The sequence below is a fragment of the Yersinia thracica genome (assembly GCF_902170565.1).
Classification (GTDB): domain Bacteria; phylum Pseudomonadota; class Gammaproteobacteria; order Enterobacterales; family Enterobacteriaceae; genus Yersinia; species Yersinia thracica.
Genome location: NZ_CABHXX010000095.1, coordinates 1 through 21,055, shown reverse-complemented (window position 1 = coordinate 21,055; position 21,055 = coordinate 1). Strand labels below are relative to the sequence as shown.

The following is a 21,055-nucleotide window of genomic DNA, read 5'->3' as shown; positions in this document are numbered from 1 at the left end:
CCAAGGACGGGCCGAGTAGCAAAGGCAGCCTACGCACATGCAGCTTGAAGTATGACGTGTATAATTGGCTTAATGTTTGCTTTACCCCTGTAAACTGGTAATTTTATTTAAGATTATTACTATTAAAATAACAGCAGGAGATCACCACCAATATGTTGTTACGCCTACTTGCTGCCTTCGCGCTTTCAGCTCTGAGTTTTGGCCTACAAGCTGAGACCATTAAGGAAGGTAGCTCTTTTGCCATATTAGGCGAACCCAAGTATTCATCAGATTTTAACCATTTTGATTATGTTAATCCGGCAGCCCCTAAAGGCGGAGATATCACGCTCTCAGCAATTGGTACCTTTGATAACTTCAACCGCTATGCACTGCGTGGCAACCCGGCAGTGCGCACTGAGCGGCTGTATGACTCATTGTTCTCTACTTCGGACGATGAGATTGGCAGTTATTATCCCTTAATTGCCGAGTCAGCGCGTTTTGCCCCCGACTTTCACTGGATTGAAGTCGATATTAATCCTCGTGCTCGTTTTCATGATGGCAAACCCATTACTGCACAAGATGTGGCATTCACTTTCAATAAATTCATGACCGAGGGTGTCCCACAATTTCGAATTGTTTATAAAGGCGTGCAAGTCAAAGCGATTTCGCGCCTGACTGTGCGTTTTGAATTCCCAGAGCCGAATAAAGATAAGATGCTGGGCCTATTTGGTTTACCGGTAATGCCCGAGCATTTCTGGAAAGACCATAAACTCAGTGAGCCGCTGAGTAAACCGCCAGTTAGCAGCGGCCCCTATCGTATTGGCAAATATAAGATGGGCCAATTTATTACTTATGAGCGGGTCAGAGACTATTGGGCAGCCAACTTACCGGTCAATCGTGGGCAATATAATTTTGACACCATCCGTTATGATTATTATTTAGACGATAAAGTCGCGCTGGAAGCGTTTAAAGCCGGTGCCTTTGATTTCCGTGAAGAAACATCACCAAAAAGCTGGGCGACACAATATGTGGGCGGCAACTTTGCGAAAAACTATATCGTCAAACAGGATATCCTCGATAACTCCGCGCAGAACACCCGCTGGCTGGCATTTAATGTCCAGCGCCCTATTTTCAGCGACCGCCGAGTTCGTGAAGCACTGACATTAGCCTTTGATTTTGACTGGATGAATAAAGCTTTTTATTTCGATAGTTATCAACGCACTAATAGTTTCTTCCAGAACACCGAATATGCCGCTAAAGGTTATCCGAACAGTGCGGAATTAGCATGGCTGGCACCGCTAAAAGGTAAAATACCGCCGGAAGTTTTCACACAAATTTATCAGCCTCCTCAAACTGACGGCAGCGGTAACGCGCGGGATAATCTATTAAAAGCACGCGAATTGCTGAGTGAAGCGGGTTGGGAAGTGAAAAATCAGCAATTGATCAACAGCAAAACCGGCAAACCTTTTGTCTTTGAGTTGCTGTTACTCAGCGGCAGTAATTTCCAATACGTTCAGCCGTTTAAGCATAATTTGCAACGTTTGGGGATAACCATGAATATCCGCGAGGTGGACAACTCTCAATTTGTTAACCGCCTGCGCAGCCGGGATTACGATATGATCCCGACGGTTTATCGCGCCTTCCCTTACCCGAGTCCAAATCTGCAAATTTTGTGGAGTTCGGCTTATATTGATTCCAGCTATAACGCCTCGGGTATTAAAGATCCGGCTATTGACCAATTGATTGAACAGATTATTAAACATCAGGAGCAGCCAGAGGCATTACTGTCTCTTGGCCGTGCACTGGACCGCGTGTTGACCTGGAATTATTTGATGATCCCGATGTGGTATTCCAACCATGCTCGTTTTGCTTATTGGGATAAGTTCTCGATGCCAGCGGACAGGCCCACATATTCGCTCGGCTTTGATAGCTGGTGGTTGGATGTCAACAAGGCAGCTCGCCTGCCAACAGAACATCATTAGGGGGCGGTGTGGGCGCATATCTATTACGGCGATTGTTGCTGGTTATTCCCACCTTGTGGGCCATTATTACTATTAACTTTTTCATTGTACAAATCGCCCCAGGTGGCCCGGTAGATCAGGCGATAGCCAATATTGAACTGGGCCATTCCAGCGGATATAGCGCAGGTGGCGGTGATAGCGGATTAGGTGGAGCGAAAGTCGGCTTGAATGCGGCGCAAGTCGGAGACAGTAACTATCGCGGCTCTCAAGGGTTAGACCCGGAAGTGATTGCCGAAATCAAGCAGCGTTTTGGTTTTGACAAGCCGCTACATCAGCGCTATTTCGATATGCTCTGGAGCTATGTGCGCTTTGATTTTGGTGACAGTCTGTTTCGCGGCGAATCTGTCATGTCATTGATCAAACATAGCCTGCCGGTATCTATCTCACTTGGGCTATGGAGCACACTGATTATTTATCTGGTTTCCATTCCTTTGGGGATTAAAAAGGCGGTGCGTAATGGCTCGGCTTTTGATACCTGGAGCAGTACCTTAATTATTATTGGCTATGCCATTCCTTCGTTTTTATTCGCCATTTTACTGGTGGTGCTGTTCTCCGGCGGCAGTTATTTCGATCTATTCCCGCTGCGCGGGTTGGTATCGAGCAACTGGGATACACTGCCGTGGTACGGCAAGATAACTGACTATTTGTGGCACATTACATTACCGGTTCTGGCCACCGTGATTGGCGGTTTTGCTACACTCACCATGCTGACCAAAAACTCGTTTCTGGACGAAATCCGCAAACAATATGTGGTCACCGCCCGCGCCAAAGGCTTACCTGAAGAAAAAATCCTTTACCGCCATGTATTTCGCAATGCCATGTTGCTGGTGATTGCAGGCTTCCCCGCGACATTTATCAGTATGTTTTTCACCGGGTCATTGTTGATCGAAGTGATGTTTTCACTGAATGGTTTAGGGTTGTTGGGCTATGACGCCACCTTGCAACGAGATTATCCAGTGATGTTTGGCACCCTTTATATTTTTACTCTGATTGGTTTACTGCTGAATATCCTCAGCGATATCACCTACACCTTGGTTGACCCGCGGATTGATTTTGAGGGCCGCCAATGATGAAACGGCTAAGTGCTATTAATCAGGCCCGCTGGGCACGTTTTCGCCAAAACCGCCGTGGCTATTGGTCACTGTGGATCTTTCTGACACTGTTTATTATCAGCCTGTTTGCCGAGTTAATTGCGAACGACAAACCGCTGCTGGTGAGCTATCAGGGCAAATTTTACATGCCCTTTATGGTTAATTACACCGAATCAACCTTTGGTGGCATTTTAACCACGGCCGCTGATTATCAAGACCCGTATGTGATTGGCCGCATTAAAGATAATGGCTGGGCTATTTGGGCTCCCATCCGTTTTAGTAATAACACCATTAATTTCGCCACCGATGTGCCCTTCCCCTCGCCCCCCAGCCGCACTAATTGGCTCGGCACTGACAGCACTGGCGGCGATGTATTGGCTAAAGTTATTTATGGCTTTCGTATCTCACTGTTATTTGGCCTAACGTTAACCTTATTTTCTAGTGTGATTGGGATTTGTGCCGGGGCAATTCAGGGCTATTACGGCGGTAGAGTTGATTTATGGGGTCAGCGATTTATTGAAGTCTGGTCTGGTATGCCGACCCTATTTTTAGTGATTTTACTGTCCAGTATTGTGCAGCCGAATTTCTGGTGGTTATTAGCCATCACCGTCATATTCGGCTGGATGGGGCTGGTCGGTGTGGTGCGAGCTGAGTTTCTGCGCACCCGAAATTATGACTATATCCGCGCAGCAAGGGCCATGGGAGTGCGCGACCGCGTGATAATGTCGCGTCATATGTTGCCCAATGCCATGGTGGCTACCCTGACTTTCTTACCCTTTATTCTATGCGGCTCGATAACCACCCTCACCTCACTGGATTTCCTGGGTTTCGGCTTGCCAATGGGGTCGCCATCATTAGGTGGGTTATTATTGGAGGGCAAAAATAACCTTCAAGCTCCCTGGCTCGGCATCACCGCATTCCTGGTGTTAGCCGTGCTGTTATCTCTGTTGATCTTTATCGGCGAAGCAGTGCGTGACGCCTTTGACCCAAGTAAGGTGTACTGATATGGCGACTTCTCCACTTCTGGACATTCAAAATCTCAGTATTGCATTTCGCCAAGCCGGAGTTGATCGTCAGGTGGTCAGCAACCTTTCATTGAAAATAGAGAGCGGCGAGACACTGGCTTTAGTGGGGGAATCGGGTTCGGGCAAGAGTGTGACCGCCCTGTCGATATTGCGCCTGCTGCCCTCGCCACCGGTAGTTTACCCCAGCGGCGATATTCTATTTGCCGGAAAATCACTGTTACATGCCGATGAGCCGACATTGCGCGCCATTCGCGGTGATAAGATTTCTATGATTTTTCAAGAGCCGATGGTGTCTTTAAACCCTTTACATACTATTGAGAAACAGCTGGCAGAAGTGCTGTCACTGCACCGCGGTATGCGCTGGGAAGCCGCCAGAGCTGAAATTATTCAGTGCCTTGACCGGGTGGGTATTCGCAATGCTAAAGGCCGATTAGCTGATTTCCCACATCAGCTTTCTGGAGGGGAACGCCAGCGCGTGATGATTGCCATGGCCGTCCTGACCCAGCCCAAATTGCTGATTGCCGATGAACCCACCACCGCGCTGGATGTTTCGGTACAAGCCCAGATTTTGAGTTTGCTGAAAGAGTTAAAGCAAGAGATGGGGATGAGCTTGCTGTTTATCACCCATAACCTGAATATCGTCCGCCGGCTGGCCGATAACGTAGCCGTGATGCATGAGGGGCGCGTGGTTGAGCACAATACCCGCCAGGCGCTGTTTAGCGCACCACAGCATACTTACACTCGCCAATTATTAGACGCCGAACCACAGGGCGACCCACTGCCGCTCCCGAGTGACCTGCAACCTTTGCTTGAAGTCAAAGGGCTGCAAGTCGCTTTTGCGATTAAACGCGGCCTGTTGCGCCGCACTGTCGCGCATCACTATGCTCTGAAAGATCTCAGCTTTGTATTAAAGCCCGGTGAAAGTTTAGGTTTGGTGGGGGAATCCGGCTCGGGGAAAAGCACTACCGGCTTAGCTTTGCTGCGCTTGCTGCCCTCTAAAGGGGAAATTTGGTTTAGTGGTCAGCCGCTACACAACTTCTCGCCCAAACAGATGCTACCTTATCGCAGCCGAATTCAGGTGGTTTTCCAAGACCCTTACTCAGCGCTAAACCCGCGCTTGAATATTCAGCAAATCATTGCAGAAGGGCTGGAAGTGCATCAGAAACTCAGTGCTGCGCATCGCGAGCAGCGCGTGATTAAGGCGATGGAAGAAGTTGGGTTGGATCCGGTCAGCCGCTATAGATACCCGACTGAGTTCTCCGGCGGCCAGCGCCAGCGCATTGCTATTGCACGGGCACTTATCCTGCAACCTCAGTTACTTATCCTCGATGAGCCAACCTCATCACTGGATAAATCGGTACAAGCGCAAATTCTGGCTTTGCTGAAATCCCTTCAGCAGCGCTACCAACTCAGTTACCTGTTTATCAGCCATGACTTGCAAGTGGTGCGATCGCTTTGCCACCAAGTGATTGTGTTGAAACAGGGGGAAGTGGTGGAGCAAGGTGACTGTCAGGCTATCTTTGCCGCGCCAAAACAGCAATATACCCAACAATTACTGAAATTTGCTGACTAATTTGGGGCACATCAGGATGTCAGGGCACAACAAAACGTCAGCATAAAAACTGACAAACACTTCATCGCGAATCAGAAAGGATAAAGTGCGGTCATGGTCTCGGCAATCGCCACCCCAACATCTTTCAAGCGGCACATAGTGGCACTTTCATCCTGACGATGAACAAACAGGCAAGGCTCGCCTTCCCATTCTACAATCGCGGAATCCACTTGAATCTCTTGCAGTGAGAGATGAAGCCGCTGCATGATAATTTGCGCATGGGCACCATCATGGCTCAGTAACTTCAGTCCCATGAGGTCATTATTGCTATCGTCTATCGCCGTTAATGGCATCGGTTCAACTTTTACGCCGATAAACCCCGATAGCCAACGGTAACTTTGCGGCAGACGATGTACCACCGAAAGTTGGATATTATTCACGTATTTTTCCTAGTAAAAATAAAAATTCAAAAAACTCACAAAGCACCACAATGACTCACACTGATTAAAGTTATAGCCGCTAAATTGTCATTGCGCTTGATCCAAACCTCATCAAAACACAACATTGATAACAATTTAGAAACTTAAAATCTACAATGATATTTTTTGTGCTGTTTTCAGCCCTTATTCAGCCCGTTGCGCCAAGACTGAAACTGCCGGTTTGGGATTTAGATCCCATTTTTCGTTATTTTTAACCCTTTATCGCGTCCATCTCAACCATTTTTCTTGCAAACCCATTACCTAATATCAGCCAACATTTTACATTTAAGGAACAATTCAATGCCAATCAAACCGAATTAAATGAATTTAATTAATTGATAAATATATAAATTCATTGATATTCGTCACTCTGTGACGAGTAAGAATAACGGGTAAAAATAACGGCATAACAATTTCATATTTTTTATCACATAGCTCAAAAAATTAACAATATGGTATCAAACACAACTATGCAATAGATAATGATATGCATGCTTATTATATTGATTAAGCGCAAGGATTCGGTCTTTTTTAGTGGTCATTGTGGCGATATTTAATCATGCGCAGGGCGGAGAAAAGGAGGAATAAATAAGCTGTGATTTGACAAAATAGCTACAAATAATAAACGTGAGGGGCGCCTCGGGAGCATCGCCCCTCACATTTCTTGATAGTGATTATTTCACCGCATTTTTATGTGGGCGGCTGGCATAAAGATACAGCAACATAGCGGCGATAATACAAAATGCCATTGAGCTGACCATCGGCCAGGCGCTACGCGATGGCGCCATTGACAACAGCGTCCCCACTATCGCACCGATACCAAACCGTAAAGTTCCCGCCAAAGAAGAGGCCGTCCCCGCCATATGGGGAAAATCATCCAAAATGACGGCCATGGCATTCGAGGTAATCATCGCGATACAGCCCACATAAGCCGCGACGCCCAGCACCAGCGCCCAGAACCCTAACCCGGTGGCGCACACCACCAGCAGCCAGATGCCCATCACAAATTGGACCCACAGACCAAAGCGGAACATTTTCAGTGCTCCGAAACGGCGAACATTGCGGCTGTTGATCAATGTCATCAAGAATAAAAAGACGATATTCAGCGCAAAGTAATAGCCAAAGTTCTGCGGAGAAACGCCATTTAAATCAATATAAACAAACGGCCCGGCGCTGAGGAATGAGAACATACCTGCGAAAGAGAAACCGCTGGCCAGCATATAGCTCAGTACCCGCTTATGGCGGAATAAAGCGCCAAAATTGCCAATAGTGGTGCGCAAATGAAACTTTTGCCGTTTCTCCTTCGGCAAGGTTTCTTTGATAAACAACGCAACCAATATCGCCCCCACCAATGCGGCTCCCGCCATCGTCCAGAAAATGGCATGCCAGTTAAACCACACCAACAAAGCGCCGCCGATAATGGGTGCCAGCAATGGCGCGATTGTCATCACCAAGACCACAAAAGACATCATGCGCGAGAAATCATCTTTGGTGAACATGTCCCGCATCAATGCATTAATCACCACACTGGCGGCGGCGGCTGACAAGCCGTGCAAGAAACGCAAATTAATCAGTTGCTCGATTGATTGCGCCATAGCACAGGCCATTCCTGCCAGTGCAAAGATGAGCGTTCCCCAGAAAATGACCGGCTTGCGCCCGATGCTATCCGCCATCGGCCCATAAAACATTTGTCCGATGGCAAACCCCAGCACATAGGCGCTTAGCGTCATTTGTACTGCGCCACTCTCTACGCCAAATTGCTGTGCAATGATCGGCATACTGGGCAGATACATATCAATTGCCAGAGGCATCAGCATTGATAACAAGCCCAGGATAAAAATCAAACCAACGTGGGATGTCCGGTTTGTCGCTTCATTTTGATTACTGGCATGCACCTTCAACCACTCCTTCACTAACCTACCACGGGTTATCCCCGTCAGACTTCAAGCCGCATGTGCGTTGGCTACGCCGCAATAGAGAATCAATTACAGATGGGGAACGCCGACACTCGCAATTTCTTCGGCAGTCAGTGGGCGATACTCGCCGGGTGCTAAATCATCATCAAGTTTGATGTCGCCAATGCGCTCCCGATGCAGTTCCAGCACACGATTCCCGACCGCCCCAAACATGCGTTTTACCTGATGGTAGCGCCCTTCACTGATAGTCAAACGCACTAACTGAGGCTCGATAACTTCAAGCTGCGCCGGTTTCGTCAATGATTTTTCGTTATGCAGCTGTACGCCGTCAGTAAACTGCTGCGCCGTATCATCAGCAACCGGGTGTTCCAGTGTCACCAAATAGGTTTTTTCGCAATGATGGCGTGGAGAAGTAATGCGGTGCGACCATTGACCATCGTCGGTCATCAGCACCAGCCCGGTGGTGTCGATATCCAACCGCCCTGCCGCGTGAAGCTTATAAGCCACGGGTTCATCAAGGAAATACAGCACGGTTGGGTGATCCGGATCTTCTGTTGAACACACATAACCCTGCGGTTTGTTCAGCATAAAATAACGCGGGCCAACCGTCTGTTGTAATGGGTTGCCATCAAATCTCACGTCTTGTTCTGGCGTCAGCTTAATGGCACCACTTTTGACTATTTCGCCATCAATAGTGACGCGTTTTGCCCGTAGCTCGCGCGCGACCAACGCCCGGCTAACCCCTAATTGCTGAGATAAAAACTTGTCCAATCGCATTAAATCTACTTTGCCTGTTGTCTTACCCGTCATACTTCAAGCTGCATGTGCGTGGGCTGGTTTCGTTCACCCCAGTCACTTACCAGTGTAAGCTCCTGAGACTCCCTCCGTTGCCGCCTTCCTGCAACTCGAATTATTTAGGGTATAGTCGTGCCACTGAGGGGCGCGATACCCGCACTCACACCTGCCAATGATGGCAGAATGCTAATAATACGGTGTGAAATTAAGTAAACAGTATAGCGGCGGTTGCCCTATCATCCTAGGAACAGTTACGCAAAAAGCCGTTATTGAGAAACAGCTTATCTGCACAGCATCGTCCCCTCGCGCAGGCGGCCACACACGGGCATAATAATAGAAAGCCTTGACGATAATAATAGAAAGTCTTGAAGATAAATGGCACTTATACGTTGAAAGTAAATGTTAGGTTGCAGGAAAGCGTTGCAAAGGGTGAATGAGTTGAACAAGTTGAAAATGATGATAAAAATCACCGGGCAGGCGCATTAATGGCTTTCACACTTCGCCCTTATCAACAAGAAGCGGTGGACGCGACGCTGGCTCATTTTCGTCGCCATACCGAACCGGCGCTAATTGTCTTACCCACGGGTGCAGGTAAAAGTCTGGTTATTGCTGAATTAGCCAAACTGGCGCGTGGACGTGTTTTGGTGCTAGCACATGTCAAAGAGCTGGTGGCGCAAAATCATGCCAAATATTGTACTTACGGTTTAGAGGCCGATATTTTTGCCGCTGGCCTGCAACAACGCCAAAGCGAGGGGAAAGTGGTTTTTGGCAGTGTGCAATCCGTGGCGCGGAATCTGTCACTGTTTGATAGTGCCTTTTCGCTGCTAATTATCGATGAATGCCATCGAATCAGTGACGAAGATGACAGCCAATATCAGCAAATTATTCAGCATTTACGCACCACTAACCCGCGTTTGCGTTTACTGGGACTGACGGCGACTCCTTACCGCTTAGGCAAAGGCTGGATTTACCAATTCCACCATCACGGTATCACTCGTGGTGATGGGAAATCCCTATTCCGCGATTGTATTTATGAATTGCCCCTGCGTTATATGATTAAGCACGGTTTTCTGGTGCCACCGGAGCGGCTGGATATGCCGGTCGTGCAATATGATTTCAGCCGGTTGACCAGCAATAGCGACGGCATGTTCCGTGAAGCGGATTTAGACCGCGAGCTTAAACAGCAGCAAAGAATTACCCCACATATTGTTAGCCAGATAATTGAATATGCCGTCCATCGCCGCGGCGTGATGATTTTTGCCGCCACGGTCGAACATGCCAAAGAAGTCTATGGGCTACTCCCCAAAGGCCAGGCGGCGTTGGTGAGTGCCGGAACGCCCCCCGCCGAGCGGGATGCGTTAATCACCGCTTTTAAGCAGCAACAATTACATTATTTGGTCAATGTGGCGGTATTAACCACCGGCTTTGATGCCCCGCATGTTGATTTGATTGCGATTCTTCGCCCAACCGAATCCGTCAGCTTGTATCAACAAATTGTTGGGCGCGGCTTGCGGCTCTCGCCGGGCAAAGAAGATTGTCTGATTCTGGATTATGCCGGCAATCCCCACGACCTTTTCACCCCAGAAGTGGGCACCAGCAAACCCCACAGCGACAGCCAGCCGGTACAAGTTTTTTGCCCAGACTGCGGTTTTGCCAATATTTTCTGGGGGAAATGCACCGAATCCGGCGAGATCATTGAGCATTATGGCCGCCGCTGTCAGGGCTGGTTTGAAGATGATGATGGCGCGCGAGCCCAATGTGATTACCGCTTCCGTTTTAAATCCTGTCCACATTGCGGGGCGGAAAATGATATTGCCGCCCGCCGCTGTCATCAGTGTCGGGAGGTGCTGGTCGATCCCGATGATATGCTGAAAGCTGCCCTGAAATTAAAAGACGCGCTGGTATTGCGTTGCGGCGGAATGAGTTTGGAAAGTGGCCAGGATGTAAAAGGCGAGTGGCTAAAAATCACCTATTACGACGAAGATGGCACCGATACCAGTGAGCGTTTTCGCTTAACCACCGCCGCCCAACGGATGGCATTTGAGCAAATTTTCCTGCGCCCTCATCAACGGGCGCCTGGGGTTGCGTTAAAATGGCAAACCGCCGCCGATATCATCGCTCAGCAGGCGCTATTGCGTTATCCGGATTTTGTGGTCGCCCGCCGCCGTGGGCAATGGTGGCAAATCAGGGAAAAGGTTTTCGATTATCAGGGACGTTTTAGGCGGGCTGACTCTCTCGCCTAAGCCGCATTAAGCCTGATAAATTCGTAGTTTCGTTTGCTGTCTGGTGGATATTTCGCTAGAATGTCGCCCGCTTTGCTCTGGGTTTACCTAAGTAAAGCCGAGTATCGAACCTGTTGCTGGGTCGCCTGTAGCAGGGTTAATTTTCTTTAAGAGAAAACAAAATGACCACTATCAATGTAGAAGTACGTAACGACCAGGGTAAGGGTGCGAGCCGCCGCCTGCGTGCAGCAAATAAATTTCCGGCAATCATTTACGGTGGTTCAGAAGCAGCAATCTCTATTGCTCTTGACCATGACACCACCAAGAACCTTGAATTGAAACCGGGCTTTTATGATTCAGTACTGACTCTGGTTGTCGACGGTAAAGAAACCAAAGTTAAAGTACAGGCTGTTCAGCGTCACGCTTTCAAGCCAAAACTGACTCATATCGACTTCGTTCGCGTTTAATCGCGTCGCTTTCGATATTCGGGACGCCGAAATAAAAAACGCCGCTTCTGCGGCGTTTTTTATTAGCTGAATAAAGTCATGGTGCAAACCATTACTTCTTACCCGCATTGCGCTGTAGCTGATCACGCAGATTGGGTGGCGTGCCTTTAATGGTCAAAGTATCTGTCGCCGCATCCCAAAAAATACGCTCGCCCAGTAACAACGCATCAAAATTGATACTCAACCCACCGCCACTCCCTGCAAACTTGGTCAACTGGCGCAAAGTGCCGCGATCTGCTGGGAAACTCTCTTCCAATGCATAACCCTGCTCAGCAGAGAATTGTTGGAAATCTTTTTCGCCCAACTTTGGCAACTCTTGCGAAAGTTCCTGCAAGGCAATTTCTTCACCGGCCTGCAATTGCTCATTGCAATAGCTATAAACCTGCTGGCGATAAGCCTGGCGCTCATTTTTGTCCAGCTCGGCATCCGCGCAATAATCATCAACCGCCTGTAATAAACCGCGGTTTTGCGCTTTAGTATCCAGACCTTCACTTGCGGCCAAGAAATCCATAAAGAAATCAGATACTTTACGCCCCACCCGCCCTTTCAAGAAAGTCAGATAACGGGTTGATTCCGGGTTGTTTTCCCATTCAGTTAAATCAATACGGGCCACAATATCAGCACGATTGATATCAAGATAATGGGTGGTGCTCAGGTCAAGTTGCTCATTCACCCGCATGCTATTACAGCTGCTGAGCACTGAAATCAGCAAATATTCCACCGCCAGATAGCGGTATTGGCAAAACAGCACCACGCCACCCTCAGCAAACGGATATTTGGCTAACTCATCACGTAAACGCCCGGTTGCCGCGCGGCTAAAACTGAGGAAGTCTTCATCACCCTTACGGCTCCGTTTCAGCGCATCGGCCAGCTCACTTTGTTCATTAAACAACCCATAAGCTTTGCTTTTGGCACTGTAAACCCGATGCAGCTCGGCCATCATTTCTTCAACTACAGCATTGGCTGGTAACAACGAATCGCGCAACACCACATCAAGCGTTTGTTCATCACGTTTGATAAGCTGATGTAAGGCTATCTGGTCAATATCCAGACTCATGATAAATACTCCTTTTGGCTAGGGGCGTATTCAATCACTGATACCTGAGAGCTGCAACTCAAAAGCTATCTCGGCCCTCAATTAGTGGCCAATGATTCTTAATGCTATAAAATAGCGGAAAAACGCGTCTCTATACGGTAAGATATGGGACTTTGTCAGGTGTTGAGCACAATTTCTATGCCACAATCATCCCGTTATAGCGACGAACACGTTGAAAAATTGCTGTCAGAATTAGTCAGCGTACTGGAAAAACACCGTACCCCAACCGATCTTTCTTTGATGGTTTTGGGAAATATGGTAACAAATCTGATCAATACCAGCATTGCCCCGGCGCAACGCAAAGTATTGGCTCGTTCTTTCGCTGAAGCCCTGCAAGCTTCAGTTCGTGAAGATAAAGCTCATTAATTTACCGGCCAAGACTGCAATCTCAATATGGTGACAAATCGTCAGCGCTATCGTGAAAAAGTCTCCCAGATGATCAGCTGGGGGCACTGGTTCGCCCTGTTTAACATCCTGTTCAGCCTGGTGCTGGGTAGCCGCTATTTGTTTATCTCCGATTGGCCCTCATCGCTGATTGGCCGTGTCTATGCCCTTGTCAGTTGGCTTGGGCACTTTAGCTTTATCGTTTTTGCTGCCTATTTACTGGTGATATTCCCACTGACTTTTGTGGTGATGTCACAACGGCTACTCCGTTTCCTTTCCGCCGCCTTTGCCACTGCGGGCTTGACCCTGCTACTGGTGGATACCGAGGTTTTCACCCGCTTCCATTTGCATCTTAACCCCGTCGTATGGGAGTTAGTGGTTAACCCGGATCAAACTGAGTTGGCGCGTGATTGGCAATTGATGTTTATTGCCGTGCCAGTCATTTTTCTTGTCGAGATGCTTTTTGGCACCTGGGCATGGCAAAAACTACGCAGTCTCAACCGACAGCGCTTTGTTAAGCCGCTGGTTGCCGTGCTTATTTCCGCCTTCTTTGCTTCACATCTAATTTATATCTGGGCAGATGCTAATTTCTATCGCCCCATCAGTATGCAGCGCGCGAATTTACCGCTCTCCTATCCGATGACTGCGCGTAAATTCCTTGAGAAACACGGCCTGCTTGACCAAGAGGAATATCAGCGGCGCTTAGTCGAGCAAGGCAATCCAGATGCATTGACAGTTGAATATCCTCTCAGCCCGATCGCCTTCAGCGATAAAGGCAGCGGTTATAATCTGTTATTAATTGTGGTTGATGGCATCCGGACCAATAGCCTACAAAAAGATATGCCAGTCTTGGCGGAATTCGGCCATTCAAACATCCAGTTTGACCGGCATTACAGCTCGGGTAATCGTCAGGATACCGGGCTGTTTGGGCTGTTTTACGGCATTTCCCCAACCTATTTAGACGGTATTCTTTCTTCACGTAAACCGTCTGCATTCATCACGTCATTGAGTGCGCAAGGCTATCAGTTTGGATTGTTCTCATCCGATGGTTTTGCTTCGCCGCTCTACCGCCAGGCGTTGTTATCTGATTTCACCTTACCTGCTCCGGTAGAACAAACTGACAGCGCGACCACCGCACAATGGCAACAATGGCTGTCAACACTAAATAATAATACGCCGTGGTTCTCATACATTAATTTGAACGGGTCAATTGAAGCGCAAGATCCTGTTGCTGGTCATAAAGTTGCCACGCCAGCCGATTTTGTTCGCCGCTATAAGACGGGCGCAAAAGATGTGGATCAGCAGATTGCGACCATTCTGGATACGCTAAAACAACGCGGACAACTCGATAAGACCGTCGTTATTATTACTGCCGCCCATGGTGTCGAATTTAATGATAGCGGTAATGATAACTGGGGGGCTGGTAGCAGCTTTAATCGTCAACAGTTACAAGTCCCGTTAATCGTCCACTGGCCGGGTACACCCGCACAGAAAGTGAATAAGCTAACTAACCACGAAGATATTATGACCACATTGATGCAGCGGCTATTACACGTTAAAAACGCAGCAGAGGATTATTCGCAAGGGGAAGACTTATTCGCCGCACAACGCAACAACAACTGGGTAGCGACGGGCGATAATGGCACTCTAGTTATCACTACGCCAACACAAACGATTGTGCTAGATAATAATGGTGAATACCGGACTTATGATGAACAAGGCAATGAAATTAAAGATGAAAAGCCACAGCTCCCATTACTATTGCAAGTGCTGACTGATATAAAACGTTTTATTGCCAACTAGCTCTAAAAACCGAACTTCGAGCGCTTAAAAAACCAGCGAACGATTTTTACAGGTCTTGCATTAGTCACTGTAAAATGTAGTATAAATGCCACTGTATCGGCATGTAGCGCAGCTTGGTAGCGCACCGTCATGGGGTGTCGGGGGTCGGAGGTTCAAATCCTCTCATGCCGACCAAAATACCTCAAGAAAACCAATCCATTAGGGTTGGTTTTTTTGTTTGTGGGGTTTGAGGATGGAAGTTAAGGGGAAATCAAAGGGAAAAACTGACTCATCCGCGAGTGGATAGTAATCATTAATTTACATTACAAATACAATCCAGACACATAAGTATTGTTAACCATTAAAATCCAGGATTTTCATTGTGTTGCCCATCCTACCAAGCAATTAACTTAATTATCACCATAAACTATTTGTAATAATTCAATTTCGTCGACTACATTATCTATGGATATATTTAATATCCTAATGAATATACTTGCATTTGTATTTATTGCAATTATACATAATTAAAACAATTATCAGAGAGCGTTATTATCATGGGCAATAATAATCAACTTAAGAATGGAAATGACAGTGCAGCATTATACTTATTAGAACAGGCGATGGGGTTTACTTTTCAAGCCTCATTACGGGCTGCAACTATTTTAGGAGTAGCGGATCATCTGACCAAAGGTGCCAGAACAGCGGAGGAATTAGGGACGGCGGTGGGGGCTGATGGGCGTCTGTTAAATCGTGTTTTACGCATGTTGGCATCGCGTAATATTTTTGAAGAATCAGCAGATGGTCGCTATTCACTTAACGCCGCCGCACAATTCCTTTGCTCAGGTAGCCATAATTCACTGCGATCAGCAGTATTGATGTTAACCGATAAAACATTTTGGCTGCCGTTGGGAAATCTTGTCGAAAATTTACGGGGGGAATCGGCCTTTAAACAGGCTTTCGGAATGTCTTTTTATGAATACTGGTCACAAGATAATATTCCCGAGTCAGAAGGTGATTTTCATACTGGGATGTCGTCTATGTCCTCAGTGGAAAATAACTTTTTGGTACGCAGTTATGACTTCCCAGAACATGCCACAGTGGTGGATATTGCTGGGGGATTCGGCGGATTGCTGCTGAAAGTTTTGCAAAATAATCCGACACTCCAGGGTATCTTGTTCGACCGCCCCGCTGTTTTAGCAAAAAACCGTCTTGGTGAGTTAGGGGATGATTCGCGCTGGGAAACCCAGACAGGTAATTTCTTTGAAAGCTGCCCAACAGCTGATATTTATTTATTAAAATACATCACAATGGATTGGCCGGAAGAACAAGCAAGCAAGATATTACGCAGTTGCCGTAATGCAATGCGGCCCAACGCAAAAGTGCTCATCTTAGAACCGGTTATCTCCAGAGAGGATATCTGGCAGGGAGGTCGAGAGATTGACCTGCTATTACTCGGTAGTTTTGATGGAGGGCAAGCACGGACGGAAGAGGAATTGAAAGCACTACTGGCTAGTGCAAATTTGAAGCTTAATCGTATCATCGACACTGGGAGCTATGTATCAATAATCGAGGCAGTCGCCGACTGAATATAAGCATCAGTTAGAAAATAAAAAATACTTAACTGAAAGATTAAACATTGGATTTAATCTGATAACTATTATCTATTAAGTCGTGAAACACTATAGACAATGTTATGAAATATTGCTGTGTAGCATTGTCTTTATTATTAACACCCAGAGGCTGGCTCGATTAAAGGATGATATTCTATGCCATCAGGGTCTCATTTATAAAACTGACTTTAATAAATTATTGGTAATATATTGAATGACTCAGAAATTAAAATTACATTATTTTGAATAATTAAAACTTTCTCAGATTACCGGTAACTGACAATATTCTGCCCATGTTATAAGCCGCCCATATAATTGAGCGGATTTCTTTAATGGCAAGTTTGTCGAGAAATTAGAGTTTTTCACCATTGCTGGCGATAACTTTCTTATACCAGTCAAAACTCAATTTACGCGAACGCGCCATCGTGCCAGTCCCGTCATCATTTTTATCCACGTAGATAAAACCATAACGTTTGCTGTATTCACCCGTCGTGAATGATACACAGTCGATGCAGCCCCATGGAGTGTACCCCATCAAGTCCACGCCATCTTCAAACACCGCTTTTTTCATTTGCTCAATATGGGCTTTGAGATACGCAATGCGGTAATCATCGTGAACCATGCCGTCATCAGCAACGTGGTCGATAGCACCAAAGCCATTTTCAACAATAAATAGCGGCTTTTGGTAACGCTCATACAATACGCTCAGTGAATAACGCAAGCCGACAGGATCAATCTGCCATCCCCAATCAGATGCTTTAACATGGGGGTTAGGTACACTGCCCTCAAAACCGGAAAGGGAATTTCCACTCCCTGGATTAATCGCAGAAACTGCATTACTCATGTAATAACTCAACCCCATGTAATCCGCGCAACCTTCACGAAGAGTGTCGAGATCCCCCTCCTCCATATTAATAGTGAAACCGCGACGCGCCCATTCATTCAGAATGTAGGAAGGGTAGTAACCACGCATATGAACATCACCGAATAGATAACGCTCACGCATAGCTTCTACTGAATACATCATGTCATCTGGATGGCAAGAGAATGGGTATAGCGGCACCATCGCGACCATACAGCCAATTTTGAATTCTGGATTAATAGTGTGGCCCAGTTTGACCACTTTGGCACTGGCCACAAACTGATGATGCAGAACCTGATACATTGTTTCTTCAGGGTTTTCTTGTTCAGTGAACACCACGCCAGAGCAGCAATAACCAAATAATGGATACTTCCAGTTGCGTTGGTTATTGATCTCGTTGAATGTCATCCAGTATTTGACTTTGCTTTTATAGCGCTCCATGACCACTTCGCTGAATCTCACGAAGAAATCGACTACTTTCCGATTTTTCCAGCCGCCGTATTCTTTAACCAAGTGCCATGGCATTTCGAAGTGAGACAACGTAATCACCGGCTCAATGCCGTATTTCAGTAGCTCATCAAACATATCATCGTAAAATTGCAGACCAGCTTCATTCGGTTGCAGCTCATCACCTTTCGGGAAAATGCGCGTCCAGGCAATGGAAGTACGGAAGCATTTGAAGCCCATCTCAGCAAACATTGCGATGTCTTCTTTGTAATGACCATAAAAATCAACCGCTTCATGATTTGGATAGCGATAACCGTCTTGTACACCATCAGTTATCACACGGTCAACACTGTGTGAGCCACCGGACAATACATCGGCAATACTTATACCTTTGCCGCCTTTATCCCAGCCGCCTTCAACTTGATGCGCTGCAACTGCGCCGCCCCATAAAAAATCTTTCGGTAATTGTTTGTGGCTCATAAATTTATTCCTTAGTACTGCGGGCAATCGTTCACCCTGAAAATGAAAATCAATGGCGGGTGATAGCCCGCCCGAACATTAACTATTTTAGCCCTGATTCATTTGCGCCTGAACAATTGGTGCATCGGATGTTTTAGCACTGTTTGATGGTTCAACATTCTCTGTCTCATCAGTGAACCCAACCAACCAAGTAAAAACCGCACCCAAGACGAAAGCAACAGTGATGGATAGCAAGAATCCCAGGAACTGTGTCATATGCCCTTCTTTAAAGAAGACTGGCAGTACTGCGATACCGGGCAGGCAATAACTCCATGACACAGCATTAAAACTCCCTGCAATAGCCCCGCCGATCCCCCCGGCAGCACAACTGCATAAGAACGGTTTCTTCAAGCGTAATGCCACACCGTAAATAGCAGGTTCGGTAATACCGAATAAAGCTGTAATCCCTGCTGACAATGAAATTCCTTTCATTTCACTGTTGCGCGTTTTTAAATAAACGCCAAACATGGTTCCGGCCATGGCGAAGACCGCTGAGGCTTGCAGACCAGTAAAGGTGTCATAACCCAATGTAGCGTAGTTACCCACAGTGACTGGGGTGATGCCCCAATGAACACCCAATGTGACCAGTGGCTGCCAGAATGCACCAACCATAAACCCTGCTATCGCTGGGCTGAGGTTATAAAGTGTATTGTAAACCCCGCCAATAGCCCCACCTATCAAGTTACCCACTGGGCCAAACACCAGCAGGGTTAATGGCACCATAATGGCAATACAGAACATTGGGGTAAACAGATTACGCACCACCATCGGCAGCACTTTTTCACAGAAGCGCTGCACATAAGACATCGCCCAAACCATCAAAATAATCGGGATAACCGAGGCGGTATAGCTCAGGTATTGCACGGGAATACCGAAGAAATCTAAGGTCGGTGACGACAAAGGAATACCGGCGATGGTATTCAAAATATGGGCAACCTGCGGATTATTCAGTGCTTCATGCATTAATTGCTGAACCGCAGGGTCGGCTGAGTTCACCGTGACGATTTTGTTGGCCGTGAGCATGTTCATATAATCTGGGCTGATCAGCGCACATGCAGTAATAACAGCGGTGAAAGGGTTAACATTGAATTTCTTGGCAGCAGTAAAGGCCACCATCACCGGCAGGAAGGTAAAACCGGTCCAGGAAACAAAGTTTAGAATACGATAGGTGCCGCTGGCGGCATCCATCCAACCTATCGCGGCAAGGAAAGAAATGATCCCTTGTAAAATACCGCAAGCGGCCAGTGGGTAAAGAAAAGGCGCAAAAATACTGGAGATAATATCCATTAAGCGACTAACAATGCCGACTTTAGGTGCTGCCACCGGCGCGCTTTCATCAATATTAATCAGGTTCGTCACATGCTTATAAGCATCGCCAACGTGGTTACCAATAACCACTTGCATTTGCCCACCCGCTTCAATGACGGTAATAACCCCTTTAACACGATTTAATTTTTCTTTATCGACAGCTTTATTATCTTTCAATATAAAGCGTAACCGCGTTGCACAATGTGTGACGGTAATCACATTATTATCACCGCCGATATATTTAATAATTTCCTGGGCGGTCAATGAGTAATCAATTGCCATTATTAGTCTCCTGCCACGAATGCTGAGTATAAGATAAACAGAGTGTTACTGGATTATTATTAATATTTTTTGTTGATTAAGACTGAAGTTTAACAAAAAGAAAAACGAAGTCACGATATAACAAAAACCGTGACTTGGGATATGTTCCATGTAAAAAACACCCTGTTTTATCGAGTGTTTTTATTAATTAACTTGGGGAGTTTCTTGCCGATAGTCTCAATAATATATAATACTGGGATCTGAGTGGTAATATTATATTGGCCTTCCAATACAATAGGCGGCATATGATAGGAAATATTTAAATCCGCCATCTTAGCCAATGTTGAGTTATCACTGTTAGTCAGACTAATCACTTTGCAATTCTGTATGCTGAACTGATTGGCTATGCGGATAATCTCTTCCGTCTCACCAGAAACCGAGAAGATAATTGCAATCGCATCCTGATACATATCACTATTGATCGGATAGTAAGGATCATCAATATAGGTACTGTACTTCCCTATATTAGAGAAGAAACGCGCACTGTATTTCCCCAATGCACCAGATGTTCCTATTCCAACAAAAATAATTCGACGTGTAGCGGCTATTTGAGCTGCCGCCGTATCAAGTAACTCATCAAATTCGCTATTATTAATACTTTTAAAATAGCTAATTATTTCACTGATACCAAAAGTGACTGGTGGTTTTTCATCATGTTCTAAATACAGTTTAAAACGAATACGGAATTCAGAATAACCATCACAATTCATTTTTTTGCAGAAACGTAAAACTGTGGTAGTCGATACTCCCGCAGCATCCGCCAATTCTCTGATGGTCATGTACATCACTTTATCAGTATTTTTTATGATGTAGTTATAGACGATCAATTCCAGTTCGTTCAGCGATGATATTTCTTTATAGGTAAACATACTGGTACCTGAAACGATGCCATGGTGTGAGATAGGTAAATTTAGCATGAAATGGGAGGAGTAACGAGCAGGGATATCACCACTATTCAGCTTGTTAAGTAAGTTGAGTAGATAAAAACGGAATAACTGACGTCATAAGTAAATGAATAGAGCGTTCGCACAGGTGTCATCACCCTTAGAGGCTGTCATGCCCACCGAGCAAAGCCCCGATAATATCAGTAGTATCACCCGCCCCCCCCCCAAAAATCCGTTTGTCATAAATTAATTC

16 protein-coding genes and 1 tRNA gene are annotated in these 21,055 nt (G+C 46.4%); 10 read left to right on the top strand and 7 right to left on the bottom strand.

Annotated elements, in window-relative coordinates; genetic code table 11:
• Window positions 1–152 precede the first annotated feature (152 nt).
• The 4 genes from FTA91_RS13085 to yejF are packed head-to-tail and all read left to right on the top strand — an operon-like array spanning window position 153 to window position 5,689.
• The gene (locus FTA91_RS13085) at window positions 153–1,961 is read left to right on the top strand and encodes an extracellular solute-binding protein (protein ID WP_050113035.1); all 1,809 of its coding nucleotides are present in this window, start codon (window positions 153–155) and stop codon (window positions 1,959–1,961) included.
• 8 nt (window positions 1,962–1,969) lie between these two features.
• Complete coding sequence (locus FTA91_RS13080; RefSeq protein ID WP_050113034.1) at window positions 1,970–3,070, top strand: microcin C ABC transporter permease YejB; 1,101 nt, start codon at window positions 1,970–1,972, stop codon at window positions 3,068–3,070.
• A complete protein-coding gene (locus FTA91_RS13075; RefSeq protein WP_174634891.1) occupies window positions 3,070–4,095 on the top strand; it encodes an ABC transporter permease in 1,026 nt (341 codons plus the stop codon). The genes FTA91_RS13080 and FTA91_RS13075 overlap by 1 nt, the downstream gene beginning before the upstream one ends.
• A 1-nt stretch (window position 4,096) precedes the next feature.
• Complete coding sequence (gene yejF / locus FTA91_RS13070) at window positions 4,097–5,689, top strand: microcin C ABC transporter ATP-binding protein YejF (RefSeq protein ID WP_050113033.1); 1,593 nt, start codon at window positions 4,097–4,099, stop codon at window positions 5,687–5,689.
• Between the two features lie 71 nt (window positions 5,690–5,760).
• Here the strand turns inward: yejF and FTA91_RS13065 are convergent, their stop codons facing one another.
• The 3 genes from FTA91_RS13065 to rsuA all read right to left on the bottom strand — a co-directional run bounded on the left by FTA91_RS13065 (window position 5,761) and on the right by rsuA (window position 8,840).
• The gene (locus FTA91_RS13065) at window positions 5,761–6,108 is read right to left on the bottom strand and encodes a YejG family protein (RefSeq protein ID WP_004389488.1); all 348 of its coding nucleotides are present in this window, start codon (window positions 6,106–6,108) and stop codon (window positions 5,761–5,763) included.
• Window positions 6,109–6,821: 713 nt separating this feature from the next.
• Complete coding sequence (locus FTA91_RS13060) at window positions 6,822–8,042, bottom strand: Bcr/CflA family multidrug efflux MFS transporter (RefSeq protein ID WP_050113032.1); 1,221 nt, start codon at window positions 8,040–8,042, stop codon at window positions 6,822–6,824.
• Window positions 8,043–8,132: 90 nt separating this feature from the next.
• Entirely contained in the window at window positions 8,133–8,840 is a 708-nt protein-coding gene (rsuA, locus tag FTA91_RS13055) for a 16S rRNA pseudouridine(516) synthase RsuA (protein WP_050113031.1), read from the bottom strand.
• 503 nt (window positions 8,841–9,343) lie between these two features.
• Here rsuA and FTA91_RS13050 point away from each other — a divergent pair.
• Both FTA91_RS13050 and rplY read left to right on the top strand, forming a co-directional pair.
• Window positions 9,344–11,101: a DEAD/DEAH box helicase gene (locus FTA91_RS13050; RefSeq protein WP_145536149.1), complete on the top strand. Its 1,758-nt coding sequence runs from the start codon at window positions 9,344–9,346 to the stop codon at window positions 11,099–11,101.
• A 161-nt stretch (window positions 11,102–11,262) separates the two neighbouring features.
• A complete protein-coding gene (gene rplY / locus FTA91_RS13045) occupies window positions 11,263–11,547 on the top strand; it encodes a 50S ribosomal protein L25 (protein WP_004700538.1) in 285 nt (94 codons plus the stop codon).
• Window positions 11,548–11,638: 91 nt separating this feature from the next.
• Here rplY and yejK read toward each other — a convergent pair whose 3' ends face one another.
• Window positions 11,639–12,643, bottom strand: a complete 1,005-nt coding sequence (yejK, locus tag FTA91_RS13040; protein WP_004389482.1) for a nucleoid-associated protein YejK — start codon at window positions 12,641–12,643, stop codon at window positions 11,639–11,641.
• A gap of 177 nt (window positions 12,644–12,820) precedes the next feature.
• Here yejK and FTA91_RS13035 point away from each other — a divergent pair, with 177 nt between their 5' ends.
• From FTA91_RS13035 to FTA91_RS13020, 4 genes are all read left to right on the top strand, one after another.
• The gene (locus tag FTA91_RS13035; protein WP_004389481.1) at window positions 12,821–13,048 is read left to right on the top strand and encodes a YejL family protein; all 228 of its coding nucleotides are present in this window, start codon (window positions 12,821–12,823) and stop codon (window positions 13,046–13,048) included.
• A 27-nt stretch (window positions 13,049–13,075) separates the two neighbouring features.
• On the top strand, window positions 13,076–14,869 hold the full coding sequence (gene yejM / locus FTA91_RS13030; RefSeq protein WP_050113029.1) for an LPS biosynthesis-modulating metalloenzyme YejM: 1,794 nt from the start codon (window positions 13,076–13,078) through the stop codon (window positions 14,867–14,869).
• A 97-nt stretch (window positions 14,870–14,966) separates the two neighbouring features.
• A tRNA-Pro gene (locus FTA91_RS13025) sits at window positions 14,967–15,043 on the top strand.
• 362 nt (window positions 15,044–15,405) lie between these two features.
• On the top strand, window positions 15,406–16,437 hold the full coding sequence (locus FTA91_RS13020; protein ID WP_050113028.1) for a methyltransferase: 1,032 nt from the start codon (window positions 15,406–15,408) through the stop codon (window positions 16,435–16,437).
• 376 nt (window positions 16,438–16,813) lie between these two features.
• Here FTA91_RS13020 and FTA91_RS13015 read toward each other — a convergent pair whose 3' ends face one another.
• From FTA91_RS13015 to FTA91_RS13005, 3 genes are all read right to left on the bottom strand, one after another.
• Window positions 16,814–18,250, bottom strand: coding sequence for a 6-phospho-beta-glucosidase (locus FTA91_RS13015; RefSeq protein WP_050113027.1), 1,437 nt, complete (start codon window positions 18,248–18,250; stop codon window positions 16,814–16,816).
• Between the two features lie 87 nt (window positions 18,251–18,337).
• Window positions 18,338–19,879: a PTS transporter subunit EIIC gene (locus tag FTA91_RS13010; RefSeq protein WP_145536147.1), complete on the bottom strand. Its 1,542-nt coding sequence runs from the start codon at window positions 19,877–19,879 to the stop codon at window positions 18,338–18,340.
• Window positions 19,880–20,046: 167 nt separating this feature from the next.
• Window positions 20,047–20,787, bottom strand: a complete 741-nt coding sequence (locus tag FTA91_RS13005; protein WP_050113025.1) for a MurR/RpiR family transcriptional regulator — start codon at window positions 20,785–20,787, stop codon at window positions 20,047–20,049.
• Window positions 20,788–21,055: the final 268 nt, after the last annotated feature.

What these genes read in the sequence shown, in the direction of transcription:
- FTA91_RS13015 (WP_050113027.1), bottom strand. Translation starts at nt 18,250, where the DNA reads ATGAGCCACAAACAATTACCGAAAGATTTTTTATGGGGCGGCGCAGTT.
- rsuA (WP_050113031.1), bottom strand. Translation starts at nt 8,840, where the DNA reads ATGCGATTGGACAAGTTTTTATCTCAGCAATTAGGGGTTAGCCGGGCG.
- FTA91_RS13035 (WP_004389481.1), top strand. Translation starts at nt 12,821, where the DNA reads ATGCCACAATCATCCCGTTATAGCGACGAACACGTTGAAAAATTGCTG.
- yejM (WP_050113029.1), top strand. Translation starts at nt 13,076, where the DNA reads ATGGTGACAAATCGTCAGCGCTATCGTGAAAAAGTCTCCCAGATGATC.
- rplY (WP_004700538.1), top strand. Translation starts at nt 11,263, where the DNA reads ATGACCACTATCAATGTAGAAGTACGTAACGACCAGGGTAAGGGTGCG.
- FTA91_RS13075 (WP_174634891.1), top strand. Translation starts at nt 3,070, where the DNA reads ATGAAACGGCTAAGTGCTATTAATCAGGCCCGCTGGGCACGTTTTCGC.
- yejF (WP_050113033.1), top strand. Translation starts at nt 4,097, where the DNA reads ATGGCGACTTCTCCACTTCTGGACATTCAAAATCTCAGTATTGCATTT.
- FTA91_RS13020 (WP_050113028.1), top strand. Translation starts at nt 15,406, where the DNA reads ATGGGCAATAATAATCAACTTAAGAATGGAAATGACAGTGCAGCATTA.
- FTA91_RS13005 (WP_050113025.1), bottom strand. Translation starts at nt 20,787, where the DNA reads ATGTTTACCTATAAAGAAATATCATCGCTGAACGAACTGGAATTGATC.
- FTA91_RS13085 (WP_050113035.1), top strand. Translation starts at nt 153, where the DNA reads ATGTTGTTACGCCTACTTGCTGCCTTCGCGCTTTCAGCTCTGAGTTTT.
- yejK (WP_004389482.1), bottom strand. Translation starts at nt 12,643, where the DNA reads ATGAGTCTGGATATTGACCAGATAGCCTTACATCAGCTTATCAAACGT.
- FTA91_RS13050 (WP_145536149.1), top strand. Translation starts at nt 9,344, where the DNA reads ATGGCTTTCACACTTCGCCCTTATCAACAAGAAGCGGTGGACGCGACG.
- FTA91_RS13010 (WP_145536147.1), bottom strand. Translation starts at nt 19,879, where the DNA reads ATGGCAATTGATTACTCATTGACCGCCCAGGAAATTATTAAATATATC.